Below are 24952 nucleotides of genomic sequence, written 5' to 3'. Positions count from 1 at the left end.
TGACGGGGCCGGCGCGAGCGATCCTGCTCGGTCAGCTGTTCAGGGTGGCGAGCAGCGCGCTGCTCATGCCCTGCTCACCGCGCGCGTTCGGGTGGAAGGGCGCGGCCGAGTTCTGCGGCACCAACCCCTCGACCCATCGGGTGCCGCTGCCCTTGCACGCGTCCCGACCGATCGACGGCGTGTAGACGTCGGCGTAGGTGGCGCCGTTCGCCCCGGCGGCGCTGGCCAGCATGGCGTTGAGCGACTTCTCGATACCGCGCAGGTACGGCACGTCCTGGTAGGCGATCGGGACGACGGGCCAGCAGCCGTATCCGCTGTCGGGCAGGATCGCCGGATATCCGAGCACCACGATCCGCGCGCTCGGCGCGGCCCGACGGATCGCCTGCAGCGTGGTCGTCACCTTCGGCACGGTGGCCGCGATCCGAGCCTGTAGCTGGTCGGTGCCGCCGGCGGTGTACCGGTTCTTGCACGGTGAGCCGAGCGGACTGCTGAGGCTCGCCTCGGCGCATTCGCTGATGATGCCGGAGAAGCCGATGTCGTTGCCGCCGATCTGCACCGTCACCAGCGCCGTGCTCGACGTGACCGCGTTGAGCTGCGGTGGCACGTTGATGCCCAGTTCGCCGCTGCCGCCGTAGAGGATGTCGTCGGTCGTGGCGCCGGAGCAGCTCACGTCAGCGAACGACGTCGAGCCGGCGGACGCGGCCACCAGCGAGGGATAGTTGCGGTTCGACCGGAGGCAGTTGAGGTCGACCTGGGTGGGGATCAGGGGACCCGCGGTGTACGAGTCGCCGAGCGCGACGTAGCGGCCGGTGGGGACCGCGGCGCTGGCGGGTGTGGCGACGGCGAGCAGCACACCGGCGGTGGCCGCGGCGAGCGCGGCGAGTCGGGTGGCTGCCCGCAGGAGCGGCAGGCGGGGACGGGGCATGACGCCTCCCAGGGGAGATCGCGGTGGTGGTGGTGCCGAGATCCTGTCGCCGCCGCCGAGCTGGCGTCAATATAGATGACCCTCACTAAATACCTTCCCACGATGTGGGTCAGGGGGGCTGTGCGACAGGCTCCGACCCTTCGAGGTCCGCGCCGGATGCCGGCGGCGTTGACGTCATATGTCGTACGGGTTAAATTGGCAGTGATCTATATCCCTGGCTCCTGTGGACCGGCAGCCGGCCCTCGCCGCCAACCACCCGGAGGAGTGCACGTGCTCAGACGAAGAATCGCCCTACTGCTCCCCGCGCTCCTCGCGGCCGCCCTCGGCACCGCGGTGGTCAGCGGCGCGGTGGTGCTCACCACCACCCGACCCGCGCAGGCGTTGGAGAACGGGCTGGCCCGCACGCCACAGATGGGCTGGAACGACTGGAACGCGTTCGGGTGCAACGTCAACGAGACGCTCATCCGGCAGACGGCCGACGCGCTGGTCTCCAGCGGCATGGCCGCGGCCGGATACCGCTACGTCAACATCGACGACTGCTGGTCCACCAAACAGCGCAACGCCAGCGGCGACCTGGTCGCCGATCCGCAGAAGTTCCCGAGCGGCATCAAGGCTCTCGCCGACTACGTCCACGACAAGGGCCTCAAGCTCGGCATCTACTCCTCAGCCGGCACCCTCACCTGCGCCGGGTACCCGGCCAGCATCAACTACGAGCAACGCGACGCCAACCTCTGGGCATCCTGGGGGATCGACTACCTCAAGTACGACAACTGCGGCGACCACCTCGGTCGGAGCGCGCAGCAGCGCTACACCGCCATGCGGGACGCGCTCGCGGCCACCAACCGGCCGATCCTCTACAGCCTGTGCAGTTGGGGACAGGACAGCGTCTGGACCTGGGGCGCGGGGGTGGGCAACTCCTGGCGTACCACCGGCGACATCGGTGGGAACTGGAACTCCATCATGAGCATTCTCGACCAGCAGGTCGGCAAGGAGTCGTACGCCCGACCCGGCGCGTGGAACGACCCGGACATGCTGGAGGTCGGCAACGGCCCCACCGACACCGAGTCCCGGGCCCACTTCAGCCTGTGGGCGCTGCTGAACGCCCCGCTGCTGGCGGGCAACGACATCCGCACCATGTCGGCGGCCACCCGCACGATCCTGACCAACACCGACGTGATCGCCGTCAACCAGGACTGGGGCGGTCAGCAGGGCCGTAAGATCAGTGACTCCGGCGACCTGGAGGTCTGGCGCAAGCCGATGTCCACCGGCGGGGTGGCCACAGTGCTGCTCAACCGCGGCAGCGGCACGACCACGATCTCCACCACGGCCAGCGCGCTCGGGCTCGGCAGCGCCGGCTCGTACGCCGTACGTGACCTGTGGTCCCACACGACCGCGACGTCCACCGGCACGATCAGCGCGTCGGTGCCGGCGCACGGCGCCGCCATGTTCCTGGTCACCGGCGGCGGCACTCCCCCACCGAGCACTCCCCCACCGAGCACGACGTCGACGATCCGCAGCACGTCCGCCGGCCGGTGCCTGGACGTCAACGGCGCGTCCCAGACCAACGGCGCCACGACCATCATCTGGGACTGCCACGGCCAGGCCAATCAGTCCTGGACCTCGACCAGCGCTCAGGAGCTGCGGGTCTACGGAGGCAAGTGCCTCGACGTCTACAACGCCGGCACCGCCAACGGAACATCGGTGATCATCTGGGACTGTCACGGCCAGGCGAACCAACAGTGGCGCTTCAACGCCGACGGCTCGATCACGGCGGTCGCCTCGGGCCGCTGCCTGGACCTGGTGGGCAACGGTACGGCGAATGGCACACGCACCCAGATCTGGGACTGCAACGGCGCAGCCAGCCAGCGGTGGAGCCGCAGTTGAGCGACCCGCCCCGGTAGGCGGGGCCGGCCGGGCGCGGTCGCGGGCACCGACCCGCGCGTCGCCCGGCCGGCGCACGCCGCTCCATGCTCACCCCTGCGGCACGCGGGGAACGTCCGACGCATAACATTGCCACGGTTCGGGACGGCTCTGCTGAAACGAGGCGACATGCGTTGGCTCCAGCGGTTGCTGGGCGGCGGGCGGGTCCAGCTCGACCCGGGGCGGCAGCAGGCGCTGCTGCGAGACCTCCAGCACGGATACGGCGCGCACTCCCGGAACCCGTTTCCCGCGCAGGTCGAAGCGGCCACCGGAATGCTGGGCGGCGACGACGGCCTGGTGGTGGCGGCCCGGATTCTGAGCCAGGTCGCCGACGAGGCACACGTGGATCTGCGGGCGCAGGCGCAGGACATCCACCGGCGGACGGGCCGGCGGCTCCTGGTGCACCGGCGCAACTACCGGCCGCTGTGGATGGAGGCCGGTCCCGGCCTGCGGTGGCCGCTGTTCGCGTTGCCGTGCGGCTTCCACCCGTACGCCCAGGTGGCCGCCGCCGTCGCGGTGGTCGGCGGCCGGGCGGCCCGGCTCGATCGGGTGACCGACCCGAACCCGCTGGTGATCCATGTGTTCGAGGTGCTCGACCTCACCACCGCCGGCTGGGAGTACGGCCGGGTGCGGGTGGACACCGACGCCGCCGCCTTCGTCGATCGACTGATCACGAGCGCCGCGCAGATCCTCGCCGCGATGGACGACCCGCCCCGGTTGCCACCTCCGATCCGTGCGCTGATGCGTCGCAACAACACAGTGGACGTGCACGATCCGGCCGGCCCGCGCGCGGTGGGACGGATCAACCTGGGCGCGCGGATGCGGGAACAGCTGCTGGCCTGAGCAGGGCGGGCCGAGGACCCTAGGCGGGCTCAGGACCCTAGGCGGGCGTTGACCCTAGGCGCGGGCGTTCGTGGCCAGGAAGGCGAGCAGCAGGGCTGCCGTCTCGTCGGGGTACTGCACGTGCGGGTAGTGACCCGCGCCCTCGATGACCTCGAGGCGACCCAACCCGGCCGGCAGCGCGGCCACGATCGCCTCCCCCTCGGCTCGCGGGTCGGCCCAGTCCGGGTCGAGCGATCCCTCGACGATCAGGGCCGGGCAGCGGACGTTACCCAGCTGCGCCCCGGCGTCGACCGGCGCCGACTGGCCCATCTTGCGCATCGCCGCCATCCGGCCGGGCTCGCGCATCATGGCGTCGATCCGGGCCGTGCGAGCGGCCCAGTCGGCCGGCTTTTTCGCCGGGTAGGCGATGTCGAGGTAACTGCGCCAGAGGGGCACGCTGCCCAGCAGGCCGGTGCCGAGCAGCCGGGCCATGCCCTTGCGGTAGCGGGCGACCCGCAGGTCGCCCAGCTTGATCGACTGCTTGCGGGTGAAGGGGGTCAGTTCGACGATGCCGGTGATCAGCTCGGGCGCCTGGGCGGCGGCGATGGTGGCGGCCCCGCCGGAGATCGAGTGGCCGACCAACACGGCCGGACCGCCGAGGTGGCGGATCACCGCGAGCAGATCGCCGGCGATGTCGGTGCGGCTGTAGGAGGGCCACTGCGCGCTCGACTCGCCGCAACCCCGCAGGTCGACGGCGGTCACCCGGTAGCCGGCGGCCACCAGGCGCGGCACGACGAAGCGGTACGCCTCGCGGCTGTCACCCATGCCGTGGGCGAGAACGACGAGCGGCCCGGAGGCGCCGGTCACCTCGTACGCCAGGGTGCCGCCATCGACGGTCAGGTACTCGGTCATGGGATCCTCCATGTTCGGCTAATTGCGTTAGCTTTAAGCTAATGCAATTAGCCAGACGTGTCAAGCCTGATCACCTTCGCCACGTCACCGAGGTCGTCGTTCAGCTGGTGATCGCGCCCCGGCAGCCGGTACACCCGCGCCTGCGGGAGCACGCCCGCGTACAGGTCCGCGTGCGACGGCGGCGCCGTCTCGTCCTGGAGCCCGTGAAACACCCGCACCGGTACGCCACGCGGCAGCCGGGCACCGAGGTCGTGCGGCAGCTCGAACTCGTCGCCGGGCCAGCCGCCCGCGCCGACGAACGGGGCGGCGATCAGCACGATCATCGCGAGGTCCCGCTCGGATGGCCGCTCGGCGAGCGCGTGGACGAGGATCGCCCCGCCCACCGAATGGCCCACGACGACGGCGCCGTCGTCCAGTGCCGCGATCTCCCGCCGGATGGCGGCGCTCCAGGTGGCGTAGCTCGGGTCGCCCTCGTCGGGCATCCGCGGGTAACGAACCTCGTACGAGTCCCCGAGCTCGCGCCGCAGGCTGTCGACCAACCTGTTGTCCCACTCGTCGTGCGTGCCGGCGCCAGCGCCCTGAACGAACAGGATCTGCGCGGTCGCTGCCATGACGATCTCCTCTCGCGTGCTCGCCCCGGGTCGGGTTCGATACCCGGTGCGAGCAGCGTCGACGCGGCGCCGTGCGCCGGCAACGGTGTGTGCCGCGCTGCCGCGGGGCGCTTCGACGGGGATTGTGCGGCGCGTGCAGGGCCGGCGAGGACGTGCCGGACGGCCTGCCGCAAGGGCGGAACCAGGCACGAATCAGCGGAACGATTTCATTCACAGCGGGAAAAACACCACTGCTATCCGCTCCCACTTTAACGTATATCGCAACGGGGGTCTTGCCGCAAGACCCGGGTCTTGCCGCAGAATCGTCCGCCGGACACCGGAACGGACGAAGAAACGGGGCGCGATGATCGACCAGTATGTGCGAGATCTCGACGAGGTCGACGAGACGCAGGTCGCGATCGTCGGCGGCAAGGGCGCCCGTCTGGGGGCGTTGTCGCGGATTGACGGCATCCGCGTACCGGCTGGCTTCTGCGTGACGACGGACGCCTTCCGACGGGTCATGGCCGAGGTGCCCTCGATCGACGATCAGCTCGACCACCTGTCGCGCCTGAGGCCGGACGACCGGGAGGAGGTCCGCGACCTCAGCGCCCAGATCCGCCGGACCATCGAAGGGGTCGCCCTGCCCGACGACGTGGCGGCGGCCATCGGCCGGGCGCTCAGCCAGCACGGCGAGGAAGCTGCGTACGCCGTCCGATCCAGCGCCACGGCGGAGGACCTGGCGACGGCCTCCTTCGCGGGCCAGCAGGACACGTACCTGAACGTCAGGGGTCCGGCGGCGATTCGCACGCACGTCAGCCGGTGCTGGGCCTCGCTCTTCACCGAGCGGGCGGTCACCTACCGTCAGCGCAACGGCATCGACCATCGGGCGGTCCACCTGGCCGTTGTCGTGCAGAAGATGGTGTTTCCACAGGCGGCCGGCGTCCTCTTCACGGCCGACCCCGTCACGTCCAACCGGAAGGTCGCGTCCGTGGAGGCCAGCTTCGGCCTCGGCGAGGCCCTGGTCTCCGGGCTGGTGAACCCGGACTCCTACCGGGTGCGCGACGGCGCGATCATCGACCGGACGATCGCCAGAAAGCGTCTCGCCATCGAGGCGCTGCCGGCCGGCGGGACCACGAGGCAGGCGATCAGCCCGGAACGACAGGAGCAGCCGGCGCTGACGGACGCGCAGGTCCTGCGGCTGGTGGACGTGGGCCGGCGGATCGAAGCGCACTTCGGGCACCCGCAGGACATCGAATGGTGCCTGGTCGACGGTGACGTCGCGATCGTGCAGAGCCGGGCGATCACGACGCTGTTCCCCGTCCCGGCGGCCGAGGACCGGGAGAACCACGTCTACCTCTCCGTCGGCCATCAGCAGATGATGACCGACGCCATGAAGCCGTTGGGGCTCTCCATGTGGCAGCTGACGGCCATGGCGCCGATGCACGAGGCCGGCGGGAGGTTGTTCGTCGACGCCACCCGGCTGCTGGCAGCGCCCGCGAGCCGTGCCGGCTTCCTCCGCATGGCGGAGAGGTCCGATCCGTTGACCAGGGACGCGCTGGAGACCGTCCTCGCCCGCCCCGACTTCGTTCCGACGCTCCCGGACGGCGGTCCCAGCGGCCCGCCCGTCGGCGGCACGCCCGCCCCGATCGAGAACGACCCGGCGATCGTCACCGAGCTGATCGAGCGCAGCGAGGCGTCTCTCGCCGCCCTGCGGCACGACATCGCGACGGTGACGGGCCCGGCGCTGTTCGACTTCCTGCTGAAGGCGTTCGAGGAGCACAAGCGGATCCTCAGTGATCCCTTGAGCATGCAGGCGATCATGGCGGGGATGGAGGCCACCTGGTGGCTCAACGAGCAGCTGTCCGAATGGCTGGGCGAGAAGAACGCCGCCGACACCCTCACGCTGTCCGCCCCGGGCAACATCACGTCGGAGATGGGCCTGGCACTGCTCGACGTCGCGGACGTCATCCGACCGCATCCGGAGGTGGTGGCCTTCCTGCGGGACGTCGAGGACGACGGCTTCCTCGACGAGCTGCCGAGGCTCGCGGGCGGGACCGAGGCGCGCGACGCCATCCGGGCCTACCTCGACCGGTACGGCATGCGCTGCGTCGGCGAGATCGACATCACCAGACCGCGTTGGAGCGAACGCCCCACCACGCTCGTACCCCTGATCCTCGACAACATCAGGCTCCTCGAACCGGGCGCCGCCGGGCGGCGGTTCGAGCAGGGGCTTCAGGAGGCGCAGCAGAAGCGCGAGGCGCTGCTGGAGCGGCTGCGGGCCCTGCCGGACGGGGACCGGAAGGCCGACGAGACCACGCGGATGATCGACCGGGTCCGCACCTTCATCGGGTACCGGGAGTATCCGAAGTACGCCATCATCAGCCGCTACTTCGTCTACAAGCAGGCCCTGCTTCCGGAGGCCGAGCGCCTCGTGCGGGCCGGCGTGCTCCGCGAGAGGGACGACATCTTCTATCTGACCTTCTCCGAGCTGCGCGACGTCGTGCGGACGCACCAGGTCGACGACCACCTCATCCAGCGGCGGAGGGACGCGTTCCGCTGGCACCGGACGCTCACGCCGCCCCGGGTGCTCACCTCCGAGGGTGAGGCCATCGCCGGGGCGTACCGGCGCGACAATGTGCCGGCCGGCGCGCTGGCCGGCCTCCCGGTCTCCGGCGGGATCGTCGAGGGCCGAGCCCGCGTCCTGCTGGACATCGCCGAGGCCGAGCTGGAACCCGGTGACATCCTGGTCACCTCCTACACGGACCCGAGCTGGTCACCCCTGTTCGTCGCGGTCCAGGGCCTGGTGACGGAGGTGGGCGGCCTCATGACCCACGGGGCGGTCATCGCCCGGGAGTACGGCCTGCCCGCCGTCGTCGGGGTGGCGGACGCGACCAGGCTGATCCGCGACGGGCAGCGGATCCGGGTGCACGGCACCGACGGGTACATCGAGATCCTGTCACCGCCGAACGACGCCGACACCCGCGCTCAGTTGTAGGGCATCGTCGGGAACCAGCCGTAGCCGAACATCGCCGGCACCCGGACGGTCCAGTAGACGAGGGTGAAGACGCCCAGCGCGAGCAGCAGCGACCCGGTGACCGCGAGGGTGCGTGCCGGTCGCGCGGACAGCCAGCGGATCAGCCCTCCGCGGGTGGCGAGGACGACGAGTGCGAACAGGATGCCCACGATCGCGATGTTGCCCAGCGACTGCAGCACGAAGGCGGCCGACCCGTACAGGGGGTTTCCGTTGTCGGCGGCCCACTGGAAGAGCTTGTGGAACAACGGGTACGGCCGACCGATCAGGAAGGCGCCGACCAGCATGCCGAGCACGAAGACGCGGGCGAACGGGCGGCGCGCGAACGGATCGGGGACCTTGTCGAGGGCCGCGAGACCGAGGTAGATGAACGCGAGACCGATCAGACCGAAGACCACCACCGACTGCACGAGTCGTACGGGCATGCCACCGGCGGTCGTCGCCGTCGACAGCTGCGGCAGCGAGTCGCCGAGCAGGACTCCGACGAAGCCGTACGTGGCGGAGACGACGACCATGCCCAGCGCCAGCAGGCCCACCGGCCGGAGCATGAAGCGCAGCCCCGCCGCCGGTGTGCCGCCGGCGCCGGCGTGTGTCATCGGCCCGATCGAGGCGGCCATGGCGATGTTGCAGGCCGTGAACGTGCCCGCCAGGCCCGAGACGAACGCGAACAGCAGGCCCGCCGCGGTGCCGCCGATCGCGGTCGCCTTCGCGTCGTGGCCCAGCAGGGTGTTGGCGACGTTGTCGCCGATCGTCTGGTCGACGAACTGGTACGACCAGAGCAGGGACAGCGCGATTCCCGCGAGCACACTGCCCACGATCAGCGCGCCGCGCCGGTCCGAGCGTGCCGGCGTCGGGGTGGCCGCGTTGGGCGCGGCCGGTCGTTGCGTGGCGGTCATGACAGCCTCTCTCGAATTCTGCGACGGCAGGATGCGCTGACTGGCTCTCCGTCCGTGGCCCGGCCGGGCCGTCCTCGCACTGCGGATCTCCGCCTGGGAGGACTGCCGGCCGGGCCACGCGGATCGACAGGGTCAGCGGGCGATCGGCAGCTCCACCGCCGCTGGCGGTGGCACCGGCTGCACCGCGGTGCGGGCGCCCCGCCGCTCGGCGAGCCACCTGCCCCACCAGAACAGACCCCGTGCCAGGCACACGATCGTGACCGCGAAGAACAGGGTGTAGACGACGTTGAACAGCATCAGGACGCCGTACACCATGGCCACCGAGGCGCCGAACATGAACTGGAAGCGAGGCTTGGAGGGCGTGGTGCCCGGATCGGTGATCATGTAGTTGGTGAACAGCACGAACGCCACCCCGGTCATGATGCTCAGCGCCGACCAGAGCTGTACGTCCCAGACGAAGTGCCGGATCAGGGCCTGGATGACGAAGCCGCCGACCCAGCCCACGATCAGCGCGACCTTCTTCGTGAGCATCGCGTTGAGGATCGTGCCCGCAGTGAGCACCACCATCGGGATGAACATCCGGAAGACGTCGGGCACGTTCTCCGTGAAGTGGTACGGCGGCGCGACGTTGACCCAGGAGAACGCGAGCAGCGTGATGGTGATGCCGAAGTTCGACGGGTTCATGAAGTGCCGCATGCGTCCGGCGATCGGGGCCTGCAGCACCGCCTTCTGACCGACGGCCACGACCACGGCGAAGGCGATCGGCCAGAACAGGTCGTTGGCGTACAGCAGCATGTTCGCGGCGAGCGCGGTGATGTGGGTCGGCAGCAGGAACGTGTAGACGCCCCACGCGCCGTTGCCGCTGTAGGCCGGTCGGCGACCCAGGGAACGGGCGGCGACCGCCTCGATCGCGAGCTCGACCGTGTACCCGATCGCCAGGGCGAACAGCGGCCAGGTCCAGGGCTGCTCGAACCCGAGCACCGTGTAGCCGAGCACGTTGAGGATGGACATGGAGATGGCGAAGTTCCGCAGGGCCAGGTAGCGGGGGTCGCGCTTGTCGACCCGGGGTACGGGCGGTCGCCGGTCGACGCCGGCCCGGGCCCGGTCCGGCCCGCTGCCGTTGCGGGTCGCGTCGGCGACCTCGGCCGTGGTGGTCACGCCCACCGGGGCGCGTTTGACGTCCGTCATGGTGTGGTCAGCTCCTGGGCTCGGTCGGTGAGCGTGAGGTCGTGCCATCCGGCGGAGAGGGGCAGGGTCTGCTGATGCTGGACACCGTCGAGGTCGCGCCAGCTCAGTTCGACGGTGACGGGCACGCTGCCCTGGTCACCGAGGCCGAAGAACAGGTCGAAGCTGCGCTTGCCCGAGTGCCCGCCGCCGCCGTCGAGTTGGGCGAGCTGGGTGCGGCCGTCGGCGGTGGTCACCCGAGCCTGCGCGCCGTACGCCGGGGTGCGGGCATCGTTGCCCGTGGCGGCGCCGAGCGCGGGCCGGTGCAGCCGCAGCCCGAGGAAGTCGCCGACCTGCGCCTTGGTGTTGTGGTAGTAGGCGGGCGGCCCCCACTGGCGTGCCACCGCGAAGTCCTGGCGGCCGTCGCCGTCGGTGTCACCCACGGCGACACCGCGGGTCGGGGTCCGGTCGTCGAGTCCGAGCTGCGGGCTCAGGTCGACGTAGCGGCCGTTGTCCTCCGGTGCCCAGAACGCCAGCGCGTTCGAGCCGGCGATGTCGTCGCCCGGCTGCGCGTTGGGCCACATGTCCGGCTCCCGCAGCATCAGGTCGTTGCTGGCGGCCAACTCCTGCAGCCAGTTGAACCGGTTGACCGTGCCCTTGACGAAGCCGCAGGACTGCACCACGACGAGCCGTCCGCTGTTGTCGAAGTCGGCCATCTTGACGTCCCAGCCCCAGCCGACCCAGGCGAGGTTCTTCGCCGATGCCTTGTTCTCGAAGGGAGCGATGCCCTTCGACAGCCGTTCCCGCGCCTCCTGTGGGTTGGCTGCGGTGTTCTGCCAGACGAAGTTGCTCTCCTCCAGCCCCCACGACTCGGTGATGTTGCTGACGAAGGCGTCGAACCGGCCGCTGCCGCGCAGATCGGCGAAGTCGACGGCCATCCCCTTGAACGAGTCGTGGCCCACGACCAGCGACTTGGGGTCCAGCGGGCCGCGTTGCCCCTCCGCCAGGGCGAACCTGATCCGGCCGGGGGCCGACACGTTGTGGAAGAAGCGGTCGTTGCCGAAGTCGTTGGCGAGGTACAGCTCGGGCAGCAGATCCCCGTCGAGGTCGGCGGAGGCCGACGCGAGCGTCCATCCGGTGGCGTACCGGGGGTCGATCGCGCTCTGCTCCTCGTAGGTGACGCTCGGCTCGGCGCCGGTGGTGGCCGCGGTCCAGCGCAGGATGTGCGCCCCGCCGGCGTTCTGGGCGCGGGACATGGAGTGGTTCATCTGCACGTTCGGCAGGCCCTGTGCGTCGAGCACCTGGGAGTCCGGGAAGTAGTTGAAGATCCCGATGTCGGGCCGGCCGTCGCCGTCGAAGTCCGCGACCGCTGTGGCGTTGGTGTTCCACAGCGGCCCCCGGTAGCGGCCGTCGGTGGTCTGCTGCTGCGGGATCAGCTCGACCGGGTGGTACGACGCGAGGCTCAGGCTCGCCGCGTTTCCGGTCTGTAGGAACACGACCGGGGTCCGTCCCCAGTAGACGACCAGCAGATCTGTCCGGCCGTCGACGTTGAAGTCGCCGGGTGTGCAGCCCATCGGGGCGATCGCCGGTCCCATCGGCAACGGCGCCGGGTCCAGCACGAACGGCGCGTAGCGGGCGCCACCGCCGGGCGCCGGAGTCACGATGGCGCTGTCGCTGCGGGGGTCGACGAGGCAGAGGTCGTTGGCGCCGCCCTGCCCGTCGAGGTCGTTGACCGCCACTCCGGCGCCGACCGACGAGATCCAGGACCGGATGTGCTCGTATTTCGGGTTCACCGTCCGGATCGTGCGCTGCGGCAGACCCGGCGGCAGGGCGATGGGCAGTTCGGTGAACGCGAACTGCGACGCCATCGCGCGCCGGTCCGCCGCGGATGCGGACGGCAGCCGCGAGATCGTGAACAGCCCCGCGACGAGTACCAGGACGAAGACGACGGGAATGAGTCTGCGCAGCGGACCCACTGGTTTCGGTGGCAACGATCCCCCTCGGGTGGTGCCCGACCCGGCCGGGTCGGGCGTTCGGGTGGTGCGGTCGTGGGTGACAGCGGTCCGCGGTCACCCGGCGGTGTCCTCAGTCCGCCGGACGCACGGTCATCGGCAGGCCGCCGCGTATGCGCAGCGACAACATCGGCTCGGGTACGACGTTGTGCGTGGCGACAGTCGTGAGCGTCAGGTCCCGGGCCAGTACGGCGAGGACGAATGCGGCCTCCATCAGGCCCAGGTGGTTCCCGACGCAGAACCGCGGCCCCGCACCGAACGGGATGTAGGCGTACCGCGGGCGGTCGGTGGTGCGGGCCGGGTCGAAGCGCTCCGGATCGAAGCGTTCGGGCTGGTCCCAGAAGTCCGGGTGCCGGTGCAGCGTGTAAGGGCAGACCAGCACGTCGGCGCCCGCCGGCACCGCGTACCCGCCCACCACGTCGGCGGCGAGCGCCTTGCGGGGCAGGATCCACACCGGCGGGTACAGCCGCACCACCTCGTCGATGACCATCGCGGTGTACCGCAGGCGGCCCAGGTCGTCGAAGGTCGGCAGCCGGTCGCCCAGCACCGCGATCGCCTCTTCCCGCAGCCGGCGGCGCACTTCGGGATGCCTGTCGAGCAGGTAGAGCGCCCAGCTCAGCGTGCTGGCGGTGGTCTCGTGCCCGGCGAGCAGCAGGGTCACGAGCTCGTCGCGCAGCCGCTGCCGTCCGACCCGAGGGTCGGGCTCGGCCCGGGCCGACACGATGAGCCGCGACAGCACGTCGTCGCGGTCACCGGTGTGGCTCCCGCGCTCGGCGACCAGCTGGTCGACGATCGTCTGCAGACGGCGGCGGGCACGCCGGAACCGCACCTGACGCGGCAGCGGCACCCAGGGCGGCACGGCGCTCAACGACGCGAGCTCGAACATGGCCTGGTCCTGCACCACGGCGAAGTCGCGCCCGATCGACGGGAACCTCCCGAGGTCGGTGTCGAGCAGCGTGCGCCCGAGCACGCCGAGGGTCAGACCCGTCATCTCCTGGAGCACGTCCACCGGGCCGTGGCGGCCGAGCGTCCGCAGCCGGCCGACGAGGGCCGCCGCCTCCTCGGCGACGATGCCGGCCTGCTGGGCGATGCGCCGGCTCTGGAACGCCGGCTGCGCCACCCTGCGCTGCTTGCGCCACAGCTCACCCTCGCTGGTCAGCAACCCGTCGCCGAGCGCTCGGCGGGCGTGCACCAGACCGATGCCCTTGTGGTAGTTGGCCGCGTTGTCGGCGAGCACGTGCTTGGCGTGGTCGGGGTGGTTGAAGAAGTAGAGCTCCTTCGGACCGACCGGCAGCAGCGCGACGTCGCCGTAGCGGGCGGCCGCCGACGTCATCATGCCGAGGCGGTCGCGGCCCATCGTGATGAGCATGCTGACGGCCGACGCGCGCGACGGACCGGGGAGGGCCGGCGCGGGGCGGGTGACGGCGGTCATGACGTCACCACCGCCGACGGCGTCCTCTCGAGCCGGCGGAACCGGCCACCGAGGAACACGAGAGCCTCGCCGTCGCCGTCGTCGTGCCGGCGCATCCCGCACGGACGGCCCAGGAAGATCGTGTGATCTCCTCCGTCGTACGACCGCCAGAGCTCGCACTCGATGTGGGCGGCGGCGCCGCCGAGCAACGGCGCCGCCGTCCGCGCGCCCGGCCGCCACTCGGCGAACTCGAACTGCTCCTGTCCGAGCGGGCGGCGTCGGTCGGCGTAGTAGCGCGCCACCGCCTCCTGATCGGCGGCCAGCACGGAGACACCGAACGCGCCGGCCCGGCTGAGCGCCTGGTGCATGAGGGCGTCCCGGCCGACACACACCAGGATCAGCGGCGGATCGAGAGACACCGCGCTGAACGAGTTCGCGGTCATGGCGTGCGGCTCGTCCCCGCCGACGCTGACCACAGTGACGCCGGTGGCGAAGGTCCCGCAGACGCGGCGCATCAGCACCGGGTCCGTCAACTCTTCCGTACCGAAGGTCGTCATCGCCGGACCCCGGCGGCGGCATAGGGTTCCAGAGCGCGTTCGAGCGCTTCCGGGACCCGGGTGGGAACGGTCCGGTTGTTCGGGCCGCGCATGCAGGCGACGCGCTGGGCGCCGCGGGCGACGAGTGTCTCGCCCGCCGGTCCGGTACGCACATAGTCGAAGCCGAACTCGAGCTGCGTCTGGGCCAGTTCGAGCAGTCGCATCCGGACGGCGATCTCGTCGAACGCGGTGATCTCGGCGAAGAACTCACACTCGACCTTGAGCGTGAACAGCTTGAGGTCGTCCTGCAGGTCGGCGAGGACCGTCGGCGCCCGGTCCTTCAGGAACATCTCCCGGCAGCGGCCCTGCCACCGCAGGTAGTTGACGTAGTAGACGTTGCCGACGATGTTCGTCTCCTCGAACCCGACGGTGTGCCGCAGCTCGTAGTAGCTCTCCATGCTCATCCCTCCGCACCGGCCAGAACAGTGATGACGACTCGTCCGTCGCTGCCGCGCAGGCTCGTGACGAACGAGGCGGCCCGAGCGCCGCCGGCGGCGAAGAGCACCCAGCCGGGACGGGCCGTACCGCCCAGGACGAGTGGGCCGCGCATCGGCAGGCCGGCCTTCTGCATCGCCTCGACCGCGGTCCAGACCCGGGTCGAGGCGGTGTCGGCGTCCTCGCCCGAGTCGCCGGCCAACTGCTCGGCGAGCCCGGCGTGGGGGCCGAGCAGGCCCTTCCACTCCTCGGGGCTGCGCCGCGCCACGCTCTCGAGGTCGCAGCCCAGGACGCCCGCCCCGGCGACGGCCAGCGTCACCCCGGCGCCGTGCGCGATCGAGACGGTGTGCTCCCCGGCGACCTCGGGCCGACCGTCCGGCCGGTAGGTGATCTCGACCGGCCGCCCGAGCGCCTGCCCGACGGCGCGGGCGCTGTCACGTCGGCGCGTGGCGGAGCGCTCGCCGGGCTCGGGTGCCGGGGCGTCGGGCTCGATGGCGACGGCGACGCCGGTGAGCCCGAGGTCTCCCAGCCCACGCTCCAGGTAGGGGCCGAGCAGCGGCGCCACCCACGGGCCGGCGCCGTCCTGCTTGCGGACCGCGCGCAGCCGCAGTCCCTCCCACCGCTCGACGGTCATCCCGGACTCCGTGCGCAGGGCGATGTCGTAGACGTACGTGTCGCCGTCGCGCTCGCGTTCGGTGGCGCAGTACCGCAGCTCGCGGGCGGACGACAGCTTCTCCCCGCCGGGGTGGATGCGTTCCACACCGACGGGCAGCAGCGTGGCGTCCGGTACGCACACCTGGTTGCCGTGCATGAGCGCGTCGCGGACGCCGGGGTCGCCCAGCAGCAGCGTCGCGGAGACGTACGGGGCGAACCACGCCGTCGAGTCGTCGGCCTCCACGATCGCGTCCACGTGACGGGCGGCGGCCCGGTGGTACTGCCGGATCCGCTGGAACCGGCCTCCCTGGAACAGGGTGCCGCCGTACAGGTCGTCGAGCGGGGCGATCGAGGCCGGCGCGAGACCGTCCGGCACCTGGTCCGGAGGGCCGTCGGGCACCGTGTCGGCGCCGAGGCGCAGCCGGGCGGTGAAGTGATCGGCGGTGAAGCCGGTCTCCTCGCTGCGGATCGCCACCTCGATGACGTCGTCGTCGGTGACCAGGGCAGCCACCCGGATCCTCGTGTGCCCGTGGGGCGCGACGATGATGGGCCGCAGGAACTCCGCCCGCTCGATGACCGGGAGGACGTCGGCGCCGGAGAGGGCCGCGGCCACCTGCGCCATGGCCTCCATCCCGAAGACCGCGGGGAACAGCAGGTTGCCGTCCAGGTCATGATCTTCGAGGTAGCGGTCGGTGCCGACGTTGAGTTCCGTCTCCACCACGAGTTCGACCTGGTGGTAGCGGATCAGCGCGCGGTCGACGAAGCGCAGCAACGGCAGCGCCGGCTGGTGGTACCGGACCGTGTGGATGCCCTCGGTGCGGCCGCTGATCACCACAACGACCGGCGCGGTGGTGTCCGCGACCAGACGCCGCAGGATCGCGATGCCCTGGTCGGGGGTGATGGGCGTGACGCCCTCGCGGCTGAGCGACTCGACGACCGACAGCCGCTCCCCCATGCCGACGCCGGACCAGACCGACCACTCCAGGCATCGGGTGCGGCACTCGGGGTACGCCCGGGAGAAGGCCGTGGTCTCCTCGGCCAGCCAGTCGTTGGCGGTGGCGTAGTGCGCTTCGCCCCGCAGCCCCGCCCGGCCGATGATGCTGCCGAGCGTCACGAGCAGCCGGAGCCGGGGCTTCTCGACCGCGTCGAGCACCGCCCGCAGGCCGTCGACCTTCGGTGCCAGGGTGTGACGGAACGCGGCCGGGTCCAGGCTCGCCAGTCCGGCGGGTTCGTTGCGGCCGGCGCCGTGCAGAACACCGGTGATCGGCCCGAGTTCGGCGGAGAGGTCCCGCACCGCCTGCCGGACGGCGGCGGCATCGGTGACGTCGGCGCGGGCGTACCGCACGGTGACGCCGGCGGTGGCGATCCGGGCCAGGTTCGCGGCCAGTTCGGCGTCCTCGGCGGGGTCGGAACGGCCCAGCACCGCCAGGCTTGCGCCACTGTCGGTGGCCAGGGCGAGGGCGCACTCGGCAGTGATGCCCTTGCCCCCACCGGTCACCAGCAGCACGTCGTCCGCGCCGAGCGGGGCCTCCACCGTCGCGGGGCGTACCGGCAGCGCGCGGAGCGTCGGGACGCGCCGCACCCCGTCGTCGTAGTGCACCTCGGTGAAGCTGGTCGTCGCGGCGACCTCCCGCACCACCAGCTCCACCGCCGAGTCGCTGGCGGCCGGCAGGTGCACGACGGTGACCAGCACGGACGGCGCCTCAAGATGCAACGTCCGGGCGATGGCCGCCGCGCCCCGACCGTGCCCGACCAGGACGAAGCGGGTGCTGCCGGCGGCGAGGGCCTGCTGCGCTCCCCGCAGGGCCGGCTCCAGTTGCTCCTCGGTGCAGTCCGGTGGCAGGCAGACCAGAACGCCGCCACCGAGCCCGGCCTGTTCGAGCGCCGCGGCGAGGGTCGCGGCGAACGGGTGCTCCGCTGACGCGTGCGCGTGCCACGGACCGTTCGCGGCGGTGGCGTCGCCGGGAACCGCCGGCAACGGCACCTCGTCGAGGTCGAGCCGCCAGGGCCGCGCCCAGCCGGCCACACCCGCCACCACAGGCGTGGCGGTGGCGTCGCTGTCCCGGGCCGTACGCGCGAGGGTCTCCATCGTCGCCGCGAGTTCCCGGACGGTGGCGGTCGCGAAGTTGAGCGGCATCTGCGCCGGTGGCAGCTCCAGACGCTGTGCGAGCTGGTTGGCCACCTGGCCGATCGTGATCGAGCTCAGGTGCAGGTCGTCGAGCAGGCGGCTGTCCGGCCGGACGAGTTCGATCGGCAGCTCGGCGCGCTCGGCGGTGAGCCGCCGCATGAGGTCCTCGGTGGACTCCTCCCCCACCCCGACCGCATCGGCGGTGGTGGACGGCGGCGCCACGGCCGGCCCGCGCTCGATCGCCGCGCTGAGCTCCGGCGCCTGCTCGCAGGGGCTGGTCAGGAAGGAGAACGCGGCGCCGACCTCCAGCGGCCGCACGAACCGCCCGTCGAACAGCGCCGCCGGGGCCGGGGCCGCGCCGACGACGTACGCGGCGCCGGCGACCCGCAGCAGACTCGCGAGCGAGTCGTTGTCGGTGTCCACGGCGACCGCCGGGACGTCCGTGACCGTCGTGGCCAGCCCGGTTAGCACCCGCCCGGGCCCGACCTCGACGAACAGGTCGGTGTTCTTGGCGGCGAACGCGACGGCCTGGTTGAACAGGACCGGGTCGGTGATCTGGCGGCGCAGGAGGCCGCGCACGTCGGTGTCGGCGGGCAGCACCTCACCGGTGACTGTGGAGACGACCCGGGCGCCGACCTGGTGGAAGGTCTCGCCCGCGAGGGCGTCGGCGAACGTGTCCGCGGCCGGTGCGACCAGCGGGGAGTGGAAGGCGTGCGAGACCCGCAGCCGCGTCGCGCTCAGGCCGGCGGCCCGAGCCTTGTGGCAGACCGCCTCGATCGCGTCGACCGACCCGGAGACGACGGTGTGCTGGGGCCCGTTGTAGGCGGCCACGACCACCGGCAGCCCCGCGATGATCCCGTCGACCGTCTCGGGGGGCGCTCCGATGTCGGCCATCGTGCCGGCCTGGCTGTGCCCGGCCATGGTCCGGCCCCGGACGCCGGCGACGCGCAGGAGCGTGTCCTCGTCCATGACGCCGGCCCACTGCAGGGCCACGATCTCGCCGAGGCTGTGCCCGATCGCGGTGGACGCCTCGATGCCGAGCAGCGCCAGGGCGTGCTGCCCGGCCAGTGATCCGGCGACGATGCGCGGTTGGGCGACCTCGGTCGCGACGACGTCGCTGCCGGTGGGCAGCGCGGCGCGCAGGTAGACGTCCTCGACCTCGGCGAACCGCCGCCGCAGCGCGCCACCGCTGACACCGCGTCCGGAACCCTGCCCCGGGAAGAGGAAGCTGATCCGGGCCGGGCCGCTGACGTGTCCGAGCAGGAACCGGCCGTCGGGGCGGATCAGTGTCGTCTCGCCGGATTCGGCGGCCTCACCCGCCGCGGTCAGCAGCCACTGCGCCTCCTCGGGTGACGAGGCAACGACCGCGGCCCGGAACGGCCGGTCCTGCAGGTCGCGGTGGAGCGTCGCCGCGAGATCGCCCAGCTCCGCGTACGAGATCGCGGACACGAAGGTGCCCAGCTCGGCGAGCCGAACGGCCAGTTCCGGCGCGGAGGCCGCGTCCACCAGCAGCAGCTCCGCGTCCTGGGCGGAGGCGGCCAGGGTACGGACGCGGCGATCCGGCACGGGCCGGCGCGGGCCGTGGCGTTCGAGCACGACGTGCGTGTTGATGCCGCCGAAGCCCATGGCGGTGATGCCGGCCCGCACCGGGACCGCGCTCGGCCACGCTTCGGCCTTGCGCAGGGTGCGCAGCCGGGCGCCGTCGGCGGTGAGAAGCTCGTGGGGGTCGACGGAGCCGACGCTCGGGGGAAGCACCTCGTGGTGCACGGCCATGGCGGCGCGGATGAAACCGGCCACCCCGGCGGCGGCCTTGGTGTGACCGATCATCCCCTTGACCGAGCCGATGACGGCCGGCGGCGCGTCGGGATTCGCCGTCTCGCGAGCGCTGGACAGCGCGGTGAGCTCGGTGGTGTCCCCGACCTTCGTGCCGGTGCCGTGACCCTCGAACAGCCCGACGGTGTCGATGCCGAAACCGGCCCGGTCGTACGCGCGGTGCAGGGCGAGCTGGTAGCCGTCGACCTCGGGCCGGGTGATGCCACCGCGGCCGTCGGACGAGACGCCCCAGCCGGCCACCGAGGCATAGATCCGGTGACCTGCCTCGGCGGCCTCGTCGGCGCGCATCAGGACCAGCATGCCGCAGCCCTCACCCGGCCAGAACCCGTTGGAGGCGCGGTCGTAGACCCGCATCTCGCCGCTGGCCAGGGCGCCGGTCTTCGCGAAGCCGATGACCTCGAACGGGTCGATGGACAGGTCGACACCGCCGGCGATCGCGACGTCCAGTTCTCCGTCGAGCAGTGCCCGGCACGCGGTCACCACGGACAGCAGCGAGGACGAGCAGGCGCCGTCGACGGTGTAGCCGCCACCCTTGAGATCGAAGTGGTTGCAGATGCGTCCGGCGATCGTGTTCGACAGGGCGCCGGCGAGCGTGTCCTCGTTCACCGGCGGGAACGGGCTCTTGTACGCCTCCTCGTAGGTGGCGAGAAAGGCGGACAGCTTCTCGTCGTCCCAGCCCTCTGCCCGCAACGCCGCGGCCACGGTCCGCCGCACGTACGGCCAGCGCAGCCGCATCTGGTTGGCCCGGGAGAACTCGCCGGTCAGCGTGTTGCCCACGATGACGCCCGTGCGCTCCTGGGGCAGCCCCTCCCCCGCCGGGAAACCCGCGTCGGCCAGTGCCGTGGCGGCGGTCTCCAGGGCCAGCCAGTGGGCCAGATCCGTCGACCGGTACGTGCTCCCGGCGACCTTGTAGCCGACCCGGTCGAACTCGTAGCCCTCGATGACGGCGGCGTTGCGGGCGTAGAAGCGGTCCGGGGCGGCCGGGTCGGCGTCGAAGTAGTCGTCGGCGTTCATCCGGACGTCGGGGAGCCGCCGGAACGCCCGGCGACCCGCGATCGCGTTCTCCCACAGTTCCTGTGGCGAACGGGCGTCGGGGTAGCGGCACGCCATCCCCACCACGGCGATACTGGTCATTGCTCACTCAGCTTTCGGGTCGCTGGCGACGGGTCGAAGGCGTTCCTGATGCGCTGGCGCCACACCTCGTAGGCGGGCAGGACGTCGTCCGGGGGCAGCCCGACCCGCGCCTCGTCGGTCACCCGTGTCGCGTCGCTCACCGTCATGCCGCAGAGGACACGGGTCGCCAGCTCGTTGTGCGGGGTGACGAGATCGGCACGCAGCCGGGCCGCGGCGCCGAACGACGCGCCCTGCGCGAGGTCCGGCCGGTACGTCCCCGCGCACTCGGCGAGCCAGGTCAGTTCCCGCTCACTCGCGCCGCCCGCGTAGCAGACGGCGAGGCCGGCCCCGGCGTACAGGTCGCGCCGGCGGTCGGCGGGGAACGCGTCGAGGAGGCGGACGAGCTGCTCCGGGTCCGTTCCGGCGACGAACCAGCAGGCCCGGCCGATGCCCTGGTCGATGGCGCGCACCGAGTAGTCCCGGGGGCCGTCGGCAGGCCACGCGAAGGTGGACGGCCGACGCCGCTGGCGCACGTACCGGTCGGTCCTGAAGTACGCCTCGTGGAACCCGTACCCGTCAAGGACGAGCCAGCGCAGCAGCGGGTCCGGGGCGTACAGCCGGGGCCACAGCAGACGCGGCAGGCGGGCCATCGCCCAGCCCACTCCGACGTACGCCATGTAGACGTGCTCGTCGTGGTCGGCGAGGAACCGCGCGACGTGCCGCGGACGCCCGGGCAGGGCGTCGCGGATGGCGAAGGCCATCGCCGCACCCTCGTAGGCGAAGCCCCGGTACGCGGCCGGCGTGGCCTCGACCGTGGGTGCCGCATCTGCCGGGCCATTCGCCTCGGCGGCCGCCCCGAATCCGTGCAGGAACGAGCTACCGACTGTTTCGAGGCGCTCGCGGGCCTGCTCGTTCTTGAGATGGAATCCGCGCGTGCTGACTCTGGTCTGCCCCACGTCGGGGGTCATGATACGGCGTCGAAGTCTGGTCAATGAACTCATCGTATGCTCCGGCCCTCCCGCTGAGACCTCATTGTTACGCGACTATGTGGAGCGAAACTTCTCCTGCATTGCGGCGGTCGCCGACGGCGTCCGGGGATCGGCATATTTCCGCTGCTCACCTGGATCGGTCAATGGTCGAGTGGATAGTGGACAGCGGGAATGACTATTACGGGCCGGTTAGCGCAACACAGGAGATGAACGCGGGGGGTGGCCCATACCACGATGACTGGCATCCGAACGACACCTCCGGAATTGACGTCCGGACTTCCGCAAAGGAGCGTGCCGTGGAATCCGACGAAGCGGCCGAACACCGGGTGCGCACGATGATTCTGGAGGCATTCGCCGACACCATCATCCCGGGCGAGAAACGCGGCCCTGACGATGCGGCGATCGCCGGCGTCGACGTCGGCGGCGGTGCCGTCACGGGCGGCGCGATCGAACTGCTCGAAGACCCCGCCGGAGGGCTGGCGCCGGCGCTCGACACGATCTGCGTGGAACTCGACGAGTACGCCCGGGAGCACGCCGCCGCCACGGGCCTCGACCTGAACCCGGACCTGCCGCCCTTCGTGGGCCTGCCGTTCGAGGCCCGGACCGCGCTGATCGAGAAGCTGACCAGCCCCGATCACCCGGACAAGCAGATGTGGGTGGGGCTGGCGCTCTTCTGCAACATGGCCTTCGACAGCGCGCCACACCTGCACACCGTGGACGCGTTGGCCGCCGGGCATCCGGGCCTGCTGGCGATGGGGTACGAGACGCCCGACCCGGACGGGCTCTGGCGGTTCCCCACGTTCTCGTACGGCCGGCAGCTCGCCAACCCCCACCCGTCCACCACCGCCACGGGGAGCCCGGCATGACGGCCACCGAGTCCACCGACGTCCTGGTCATCGGCAGCGGCTTCGGCGGCGCCATCGCCGCGTACCACCTCGCCGCCGGCGGGGCCCGGGTGAAGGTCTTCGAGCGTGGCCCGTGGCTCAAGGCCGACGACTTCGAGCACGACTTCAAGCTGGGCGCGTCGTACACCCGGGTCTTCGACTTCGTCATCGGCGACGGCATGAGCGTGCTGGGCGGCAACTGCGTGGGCGGCGGCAGCGTGGTCTACTTCGCCACGATGCCGCGGGCGCCACGCTTCGTCTTCGAGCGCCACGGCAGCATCGGGCGACGCATGTGGCCCGCCGCCATCAGCCGCGACACCCTGGAGCCCTGGTACGACCGGGTGGCCGAGGCGCTGCCGGTGACCCAGCAGACGTGGGACCGGGTCCCGTACGCCGGTGGCCTGTTCGCCGCCGCCTGCCACCACGCCGGACGTACCGCCAACCCGGCGCCGTCGGCCATCGACGTGGACATGTGCACGAACTGCAACTGGATGATGGCCGGCTGCCGCTTCGACGCCAAACGCTCGCTGCTGCTCAACTACCTGCCGGCCGCCCTGGCGCACGGCGCCGAGATCCGGCCGCTGCACGAGGTGCAGCACCTGGTCCGTAACGCCGACGGCAGCTACCGGGTCCACTATCGCGTCGTCGACGAGGAGGACTACCGGATCCTGCACGGCGAGGGGACGATCGACGCGAAGATCGTCGTGATCGCCGCCGGCGCGGGCGCCACACCGGTGATCCTGCAACGCTCGGAGCCACACCTGGGCCGGATGCCGCACGCGGTCGGGCGGTACTTCTCCGGCAACGGTGAGCGCCTCAACACGGCCGTGTTCGACGAGGACCGGGTCCGCGAGGTGCTGAAGCTGTCGCGGCCGGACGGACGGGCCTACGAGGCGTACCAGATCGGGCGGGGTCCGACGGTCGCCAGCTGGGACCGGCTCGACGGCGCCCTGCCCGAGTTCGAGCGCTACTCCCTCGAACAGCTCTACTTCCCGCCCGCGCTGGGCACGATCCTGGCGCAGGTGCCCGACGCGAGCCCCAGCTGGTTCGGCCGGGACAAGAAGGAGATGCTGCGCCGCTGGCAGTCGTGGCTGACGATCTTCACGATGTCGGAGGACGACAACGAGGGCGTCTTCGGCCCGCCGCCGGAGACCGGCAACGCCCACCGCTTCTCGCAGCAGATGCTGGGCCACGGCCCGCTGCGGTACCGGCCCACGGCGAACACGTGGCGCGGATGGTCGCTGGCCGACGCCGACGTCAAGGACATCCTTGAGCGCGACGGGCTGTCCCGCGTGATGCCGTGGACGAACGACCTGGTGGGCGCGTACACCGTGCATCCCCTCGCCTCGTGCCGCATCGGCGACGACCCGGCGACCTCGGCGCTGGACGACCGCCACGAGCTGCGCGGGCACCCGGGCATCTTCGTGACCGACGGTTCCGCGGTGCCCGGCGCGTTGACGGTCAACCCGGCCTCGACGATCGCGGCCCTCGCCGAACGCGCCATGCCGGGCATCGTGCGGGCCGCACAGGAGCGGGGTGTCGAGGTGACCTACGGTGCGCCGTCGCCGGACGGCGAGACCGCCGGACGGCGTGCGGTCGCCCGCCTGCGGTCATGAGTTTCACGGTCGCCGGGCTCACGCGGCGGGCCACCTTCGCGCACCTGCGACACGTCTCCCCGGTACCTCCGGAGGCCGCGCCGGTGCGGGTCCGTCAGGTGTACGAGCAGGTCGAACGCGACTTCGGCCTGCTCGCGCCGCCCATCGCCCTGCACGCCGCCGCGCCGGGACTGCTCGTCGCGGCCTGGTGCATCCTGCGGGAGACCCTGCTCGTCTCGGGCACGACGAGCCGTCGGGAGCGCGAGGCGGTGGCGGCCGCGGTGTCGGCTGCCAACACCTGTCCCTACTGCGTGGACGTCCACCAGGCAGCCGTACGCGGGCTCGGGCGCCGGGGCGCCTCGCCGCCGCCGCTTCCGACGGTCCTGTCGCCGGAGCTGATCGGCGTGGCCGTCGACTTCCACTACCTCAACCGCATGGTGAACGTCTTCCTGCGGGACTCACCGCTGGCGGCGGTTCCCGCTCCCCTGCTCGGTGGCGCCCGGAGCGTCGCGGCACGGTTGATGGGTCGGCTGGCCGGCCGGGAGGCGGTGGCCGGGCAGTCCCTGCCATTGCTGCCCGGCACGGCCGGCACGGTGCGGCGCCTGCCGGACGACCTCCGCTGGGCGGCGGGGCTGCCACACGTCGCCGCCGCCATGACGGGAGCGGCGGCGGTGATCGAGGACGCCGGGCAGCGGTCGGTGCCTCCTGCCGTACGCCTGCTGGTACGCGAGTGCCTCGTCGACGACGACGCTCCGGACGACCTGGCGGGGGTGGCGGACTGGCTCGACTCACGGCTGGCGGGTCTGTCCTCTGCGGACCGGGCAACCGGACGACTGGCGATGCTCGTCGCCTTCGCCTCGTACCGGGTGCCCGACTCGGCGGTGGCCGCGGTCCGTGCCGAGGGCCACGACGACGCGGCGTTGCTCGGCCTGGCGGCCTGGGCCGCCCTGACCGCGGCACGCCGGCACGGCGACGCGCTCGCCACGGCGTACGAAACGGCGGGTTGACCGGCGAACGTCGGCCGGCCCCGGCCGGGGCCGGC

General features: G+C 71.7%; 17 protein-coding genes. 6 read left to right on the top strand and 11 right to left on the bottom strand.

The window, feature by feature from the left end; all coding sequences use genetic code 11:
- Positions 1-31 precede the first annotated feature (31 nt).
- Positions 32-925 carry an SGNH/GDSL hydrolase family protein gene (locus ACFYPH_RS13470; RefSeq protein ID WP_354856195.1) on the bottom strand — a complete coding sequence of 298 codons (894 nt, stop codon included), beginning with the start codon at positions 923-925 and terminating at the stop codon, positions 32-34.
- 270 nt (positions 926-1195) lie between these two features.
- Here ACFYPH_RS13470 and ACFYPH_RS13465 point away from each other — a divergent pair, with 270 nt between their 5' ends.
- Positions 1196-2809 carry a ricin-type beta-trefoil lectin domain protein gene (locus ACFYPH_RS13465; protein WP_354856196.1) on the top strand — a complete coding sequence of 538 codons (1614 nt, stop codon included), beginning with the start codon at positions 1196-1198 and terminating at the stop codon, positions 2807-2809.
- A 165-nt stretch (positions 2810-2974) separates the two neighbouring features.
- Positions 2975-3688, top strand: coding sequence for a hypothetical protein (locus tag ACFYPH_RS13460; RefSeq protein ID WP_355068015.1), 714 nt, complete (start codon positions 2975-2977; stop codon positions 3686-3688).
- A gap of 54 nt (positions 3689-3742) precedes the next feature.
- On the opposite strand, the gene ACFYPH_RS13455 is transcribed toward ACFYPH_RS13460, so the two are convergent.
- Both ACFYPH_RS13455 and ACFYPH_RS13450 read right to left on the bottom strand, forming a co-directional pair.
- Positions 3743-4579: an alpha/beta hydrolase gene (locus ACFYPH_RS13455; protein WP_354856198.1), complete on the bottom strand. Its 837-nt coding sequence runs from the start codon at positions 4577-4579 to the stop codon at positions 3743-3745.
- Between the two features lie 47 nt (positions 4580-4626).
- The gene (locus ACFYPH_RS13450; protein WP_387181601.1) at positions 4627-5190 is read right to left on the bottom strand and encodes an alpha/beta fold hydrolase; all 564 of its coding nucleotides are present in this window, start codon (positions 5188-5190) and stop codon (positions 4627-4629) included.
- A gap of 343 nt (positions 5191-5533) precedes the next feature.
- Between ACFYPH_RS13450 and rph the strand changes: the two genes are divergently transcribed.
- Positions 5534-8164, top strand: a complete 2631-nt coding sequence (gene rph, locus ACFYPH_RS13445) for a rifamycin-inactivating phosphotransferase (protein ID WP_387181598.1) — start codon at positions 5534-5536, stop codon at positions 8162-8164.
- On the opposite strand, the gene ACFYPH_RS13440 is transcribed toward rph, so the two are convergent.
- The 8 genes from ACFYPH_RS13440 to ACFYPH_RS13405 form a co-directional block, all read right to left on the bottom strand.
- Positions 8155-9096, bottom strand: coding sequence for a hypothetical protein (locus ACFYPH_RS13440; RefSeq protein WP_355068020.1), 942 nt, complete (start codon positions 9094-9096; stop codon positions 8155-8157). The genes rph and ACFYPH_RS13440 overlap by 10 nt on opposite strands.
- Positions 9097-9228: 132 nt before the next feature.
- Entirely contained in the window at positions 9229-10284 is a 1056-nt protein-coding gene (locus ACFYPH_RS13435) for an enediyne biosynthesis protein (RefSeq protein WP_354856202.1), read from the bottom strand.
- Positions 10281-12251 (bottom strand): CRTAC1 family protein, encoded by a 1971-nt coding sequence (locus tag ACFYPH_RS13430; protein WP_387181596.1) that lies wholly within the window; start codon positions 12249-12251, stop codon positions 10281-10283. Before ACFYPH_RS13430 ends, ACFYPH_RS13435 begins: the two co-directional genes overlap by 4 nt.
- A 94-nt stretch (positions 12252-12345) precedes the next feature.
- Complete coding sequence (locus tag ACFYPH_RS13425; RefSeq protein WP_387181593.1) at positions 12346-13704, bottom strand: cytochrome P450; 1359 nt, start codon at positions 13702-13704, stop codon at positions 12346-12348.
- The gene (locus ACFYPH_RS13420; RefSeq protein WP_355068024.1) at positions 13701-14240 is read right to left on the bottom strand and encodes a flavin reductase family protein; all 540 of its coding nucleotides are present in this window, start codon (positions 14238-14240) and stop codon (positions 13701-13703) included. Before ACFYPH_RS13420 ends, ACFYPH_RS13425 begins: the two co-directional genes overlap by 4 nt.
- Positions 14237-14677 (bottom strand): thioesterase family protein, encoded by a 441-nt coding sequence (locus ACFYPH_RS13415; protein ID WP_039905788.1) that lies wholly within the window; start codon positions 14675-14677, stop codon positions 14237-14239. The genes ACFYPH_RS13420 and ACFYPH_RS13415 overlap by 4 nt, the downstream gene beginning before the upstream one ends.
- A 2-nt stretch (positions 14678-14679) precedes the next feature.
- Positions 14680-20463, bottom strand: coding sequence for a type I polyketide synthase (locus ACFYPH_RS13410; protein WP_355068026.1), 5784 nt, complete (start codon positions 20461-20463; stop codon positions 14680-14682).
- Positions 20460-21443: a DUF1702 family protein gene (locus ACFYPH_RS13405; protein WP_387181589.1), complete on the bottom strand. Its 984-nt coding sequence runs from the start codon at positions 21441-21443 to the stop codon at positions 20460-20462. The genes ACFYPH_RS13410 and ACFYPH_RS13405 overlap by 4 nt, the downstream gene beginning before the upstream one ends.
- Before the next feature lie 284 nt (positions 21444-21727).
- On the opposite strand from ACFYPH_RS13405, the gene ACFYPH_RS13400 reads away from it, so the two are divergent.
- Genes ACFYPH_RS13400 through ACFYPH_RS13390 form a run of 3 tightly spaced genes read left to right on the top strand, consistent with a single transcriptional unit; the run spans position 21728 to position 24917 of the window.
- Positions 21728-22297, top strand: coding sequence for a DUF5987 family protein (locus ACFYPH_RS13400; protein WP_387181586.1), 570 nt, complete (start codon positions 21728-21730; stop codon positions 22295-22297).
- Positions 22294-23931 carry a GMC family oxidoreductase N-terminal domain-containing protein gene (locus ACFYPH_RS13395; protein ID WP_387181584.1) on the top strand — a complete coding sequence of 546 codons (1638 nt, stop codon included), beginning with the start codon at positions 22294-22296 and terminating at the stop codon, positions 23929-23931. Before ACFYPH_RS13400 ends, ACFYPH_RS13395 begins: the two co-directional genes overlap by 4 nt.
- A complete protein-coding gene (locus ACFYPH_RS13390) occupies positions 23928-24917 on the top strand; it encodes a carboxymuconolactone decarboxylase family protein (protein ID WP_387181581.1) in 990 nt (329 codons plus the stop codon). The genes ACFYPH_RS13395 and ACFYPH_RS13390 overlap by 4 nt, the downstream gene beginning before the upstream one ends.
- The last annotated feature ends 35 nt before the right edge of the window (positions 24918-24952 follow it).

The sequence above is a fragment of the Micromonospora sp. NPDC005252 genome (assembly GCF_042872475.1).
Lineage (GTDB): Bacteria > Actinomycetota > Actinomycetes > Mycobacteriales > Micromonosporaceae > Micromonospora.
Note: the sequence above shows the minus strand (reverse complement) of the source record. Positions and strands in the feature narration are given on the sequence as shown.

What these genes read in the sequence shown, in the direction of transcription:
- ACFYPH_RS13470 (WP_354856195.1), bottom strand. Translation starts at nt 925, where the DNA reads ATGCCCCGTCCCCGCCTGCCGCTCCTGCGGGCAGCCACCCGACTCGCC.
- ACFYPH_RS13460 (WP_355068015.1), top strand. Translation starts at nt 2,975, where the DNA reads ATGCGTTGGCTCCAGCGGTTGCTGGGCGGCGGGCGGGTCCAGCTCGAC.
- ACFYPH_RS13455 (WP_354856198.1), bottom strand. Translation starts at nt 4,579, where the DNA reads ATGACCGAGTACCTGACCGTCGATGGCGGCACCCTGGCGTACGAGGTG.
- ACFYPH_RS13450 (WP_387181601.1), bottom strand. Translation starts at nt 5,190, where the DNA reads ATGGCAGCGACCGCGCAGATCCTGTTCGTTCAGGGCGCTGGCGCCGGC.
- rph (WP_387181598.1), top strand. Translation starts at nt 5,534, where the DNA reads ATGATCGACCAGTATGTGCGAGATCTCGACGAGGTCGACGAGACGCAG.
- ACFYPH_RS13440 (WP_355068020.1), bottom strand. Translation starts at nt 9,096, where the DNA reads ATGACCGCCACGCAACGACCGGCCGCGCCCAACGCGGCCACCCCGACG.
- ACFYPH_RS13435 (WP_354856202.1), bottom strand. Translation starts at nt 10,284, where the DNA reads ATGACGGACGTCAAACGCGCCCCGGTGGGCGTGACCACCACGGCCGAG.
- ACFYPH_RS13425 (WP_387181593.1), bottom strand. Translation starts at nt 13,704, where the DNA reads ATGACCGCCGTCACCCGCCCCGCGCCGGCCCTCCCCGGTCCGTCGCGC.
- ACFYPH_RS13420 (WP_355068024.1), bottom strand. Translation starts at nt 14,240, where the DNA reads ATGACGACCTTCGGTACGGAAGAGTTGACGGACCCGGTGCTGATGCGC.
- ACFYPH_RS13415 (WP_039905788.1), bottom strand. Translation starts at nt 14,677, where the DNA reads ATGGAGAGCTACTACGAGCTGCGGCACACCGTCGGGTTCGAGGAGACG.
- ACFYPH_RS13410 (WP_355068026.1), bottom strand. Translation starts at nt 20,463, where the DNA reads ATGACCAGTATCGCCGTGGTGGGGATGGCGTGCCGCTACCCCGACGCC.
- ACFYPH_RS13405 (WP_387181589.1), bottom strand. Translation starts at nt 21,443, where the DNA reads ATGAGTTCATTGACCAGACTTCGACGCCGTATCATGACCCCCGACGTG.
- ACFYPH_RS13395 (WP_387181584.1), top strand. Translation starts at nt 22,294, where the DNA reads ATGACGGCCACCGAGTCCACCGACGTCCTGGTCATCGGCAGCGGCTTC.
- ACFYPH_RS13390 (WP_387181581.1), top strand. Translation starts at nt 23,928, where the DNA reads ATGAGTTTCACGGTCGCCGGGCTCACGCGGCGGGCCACCTTCGCGCAC.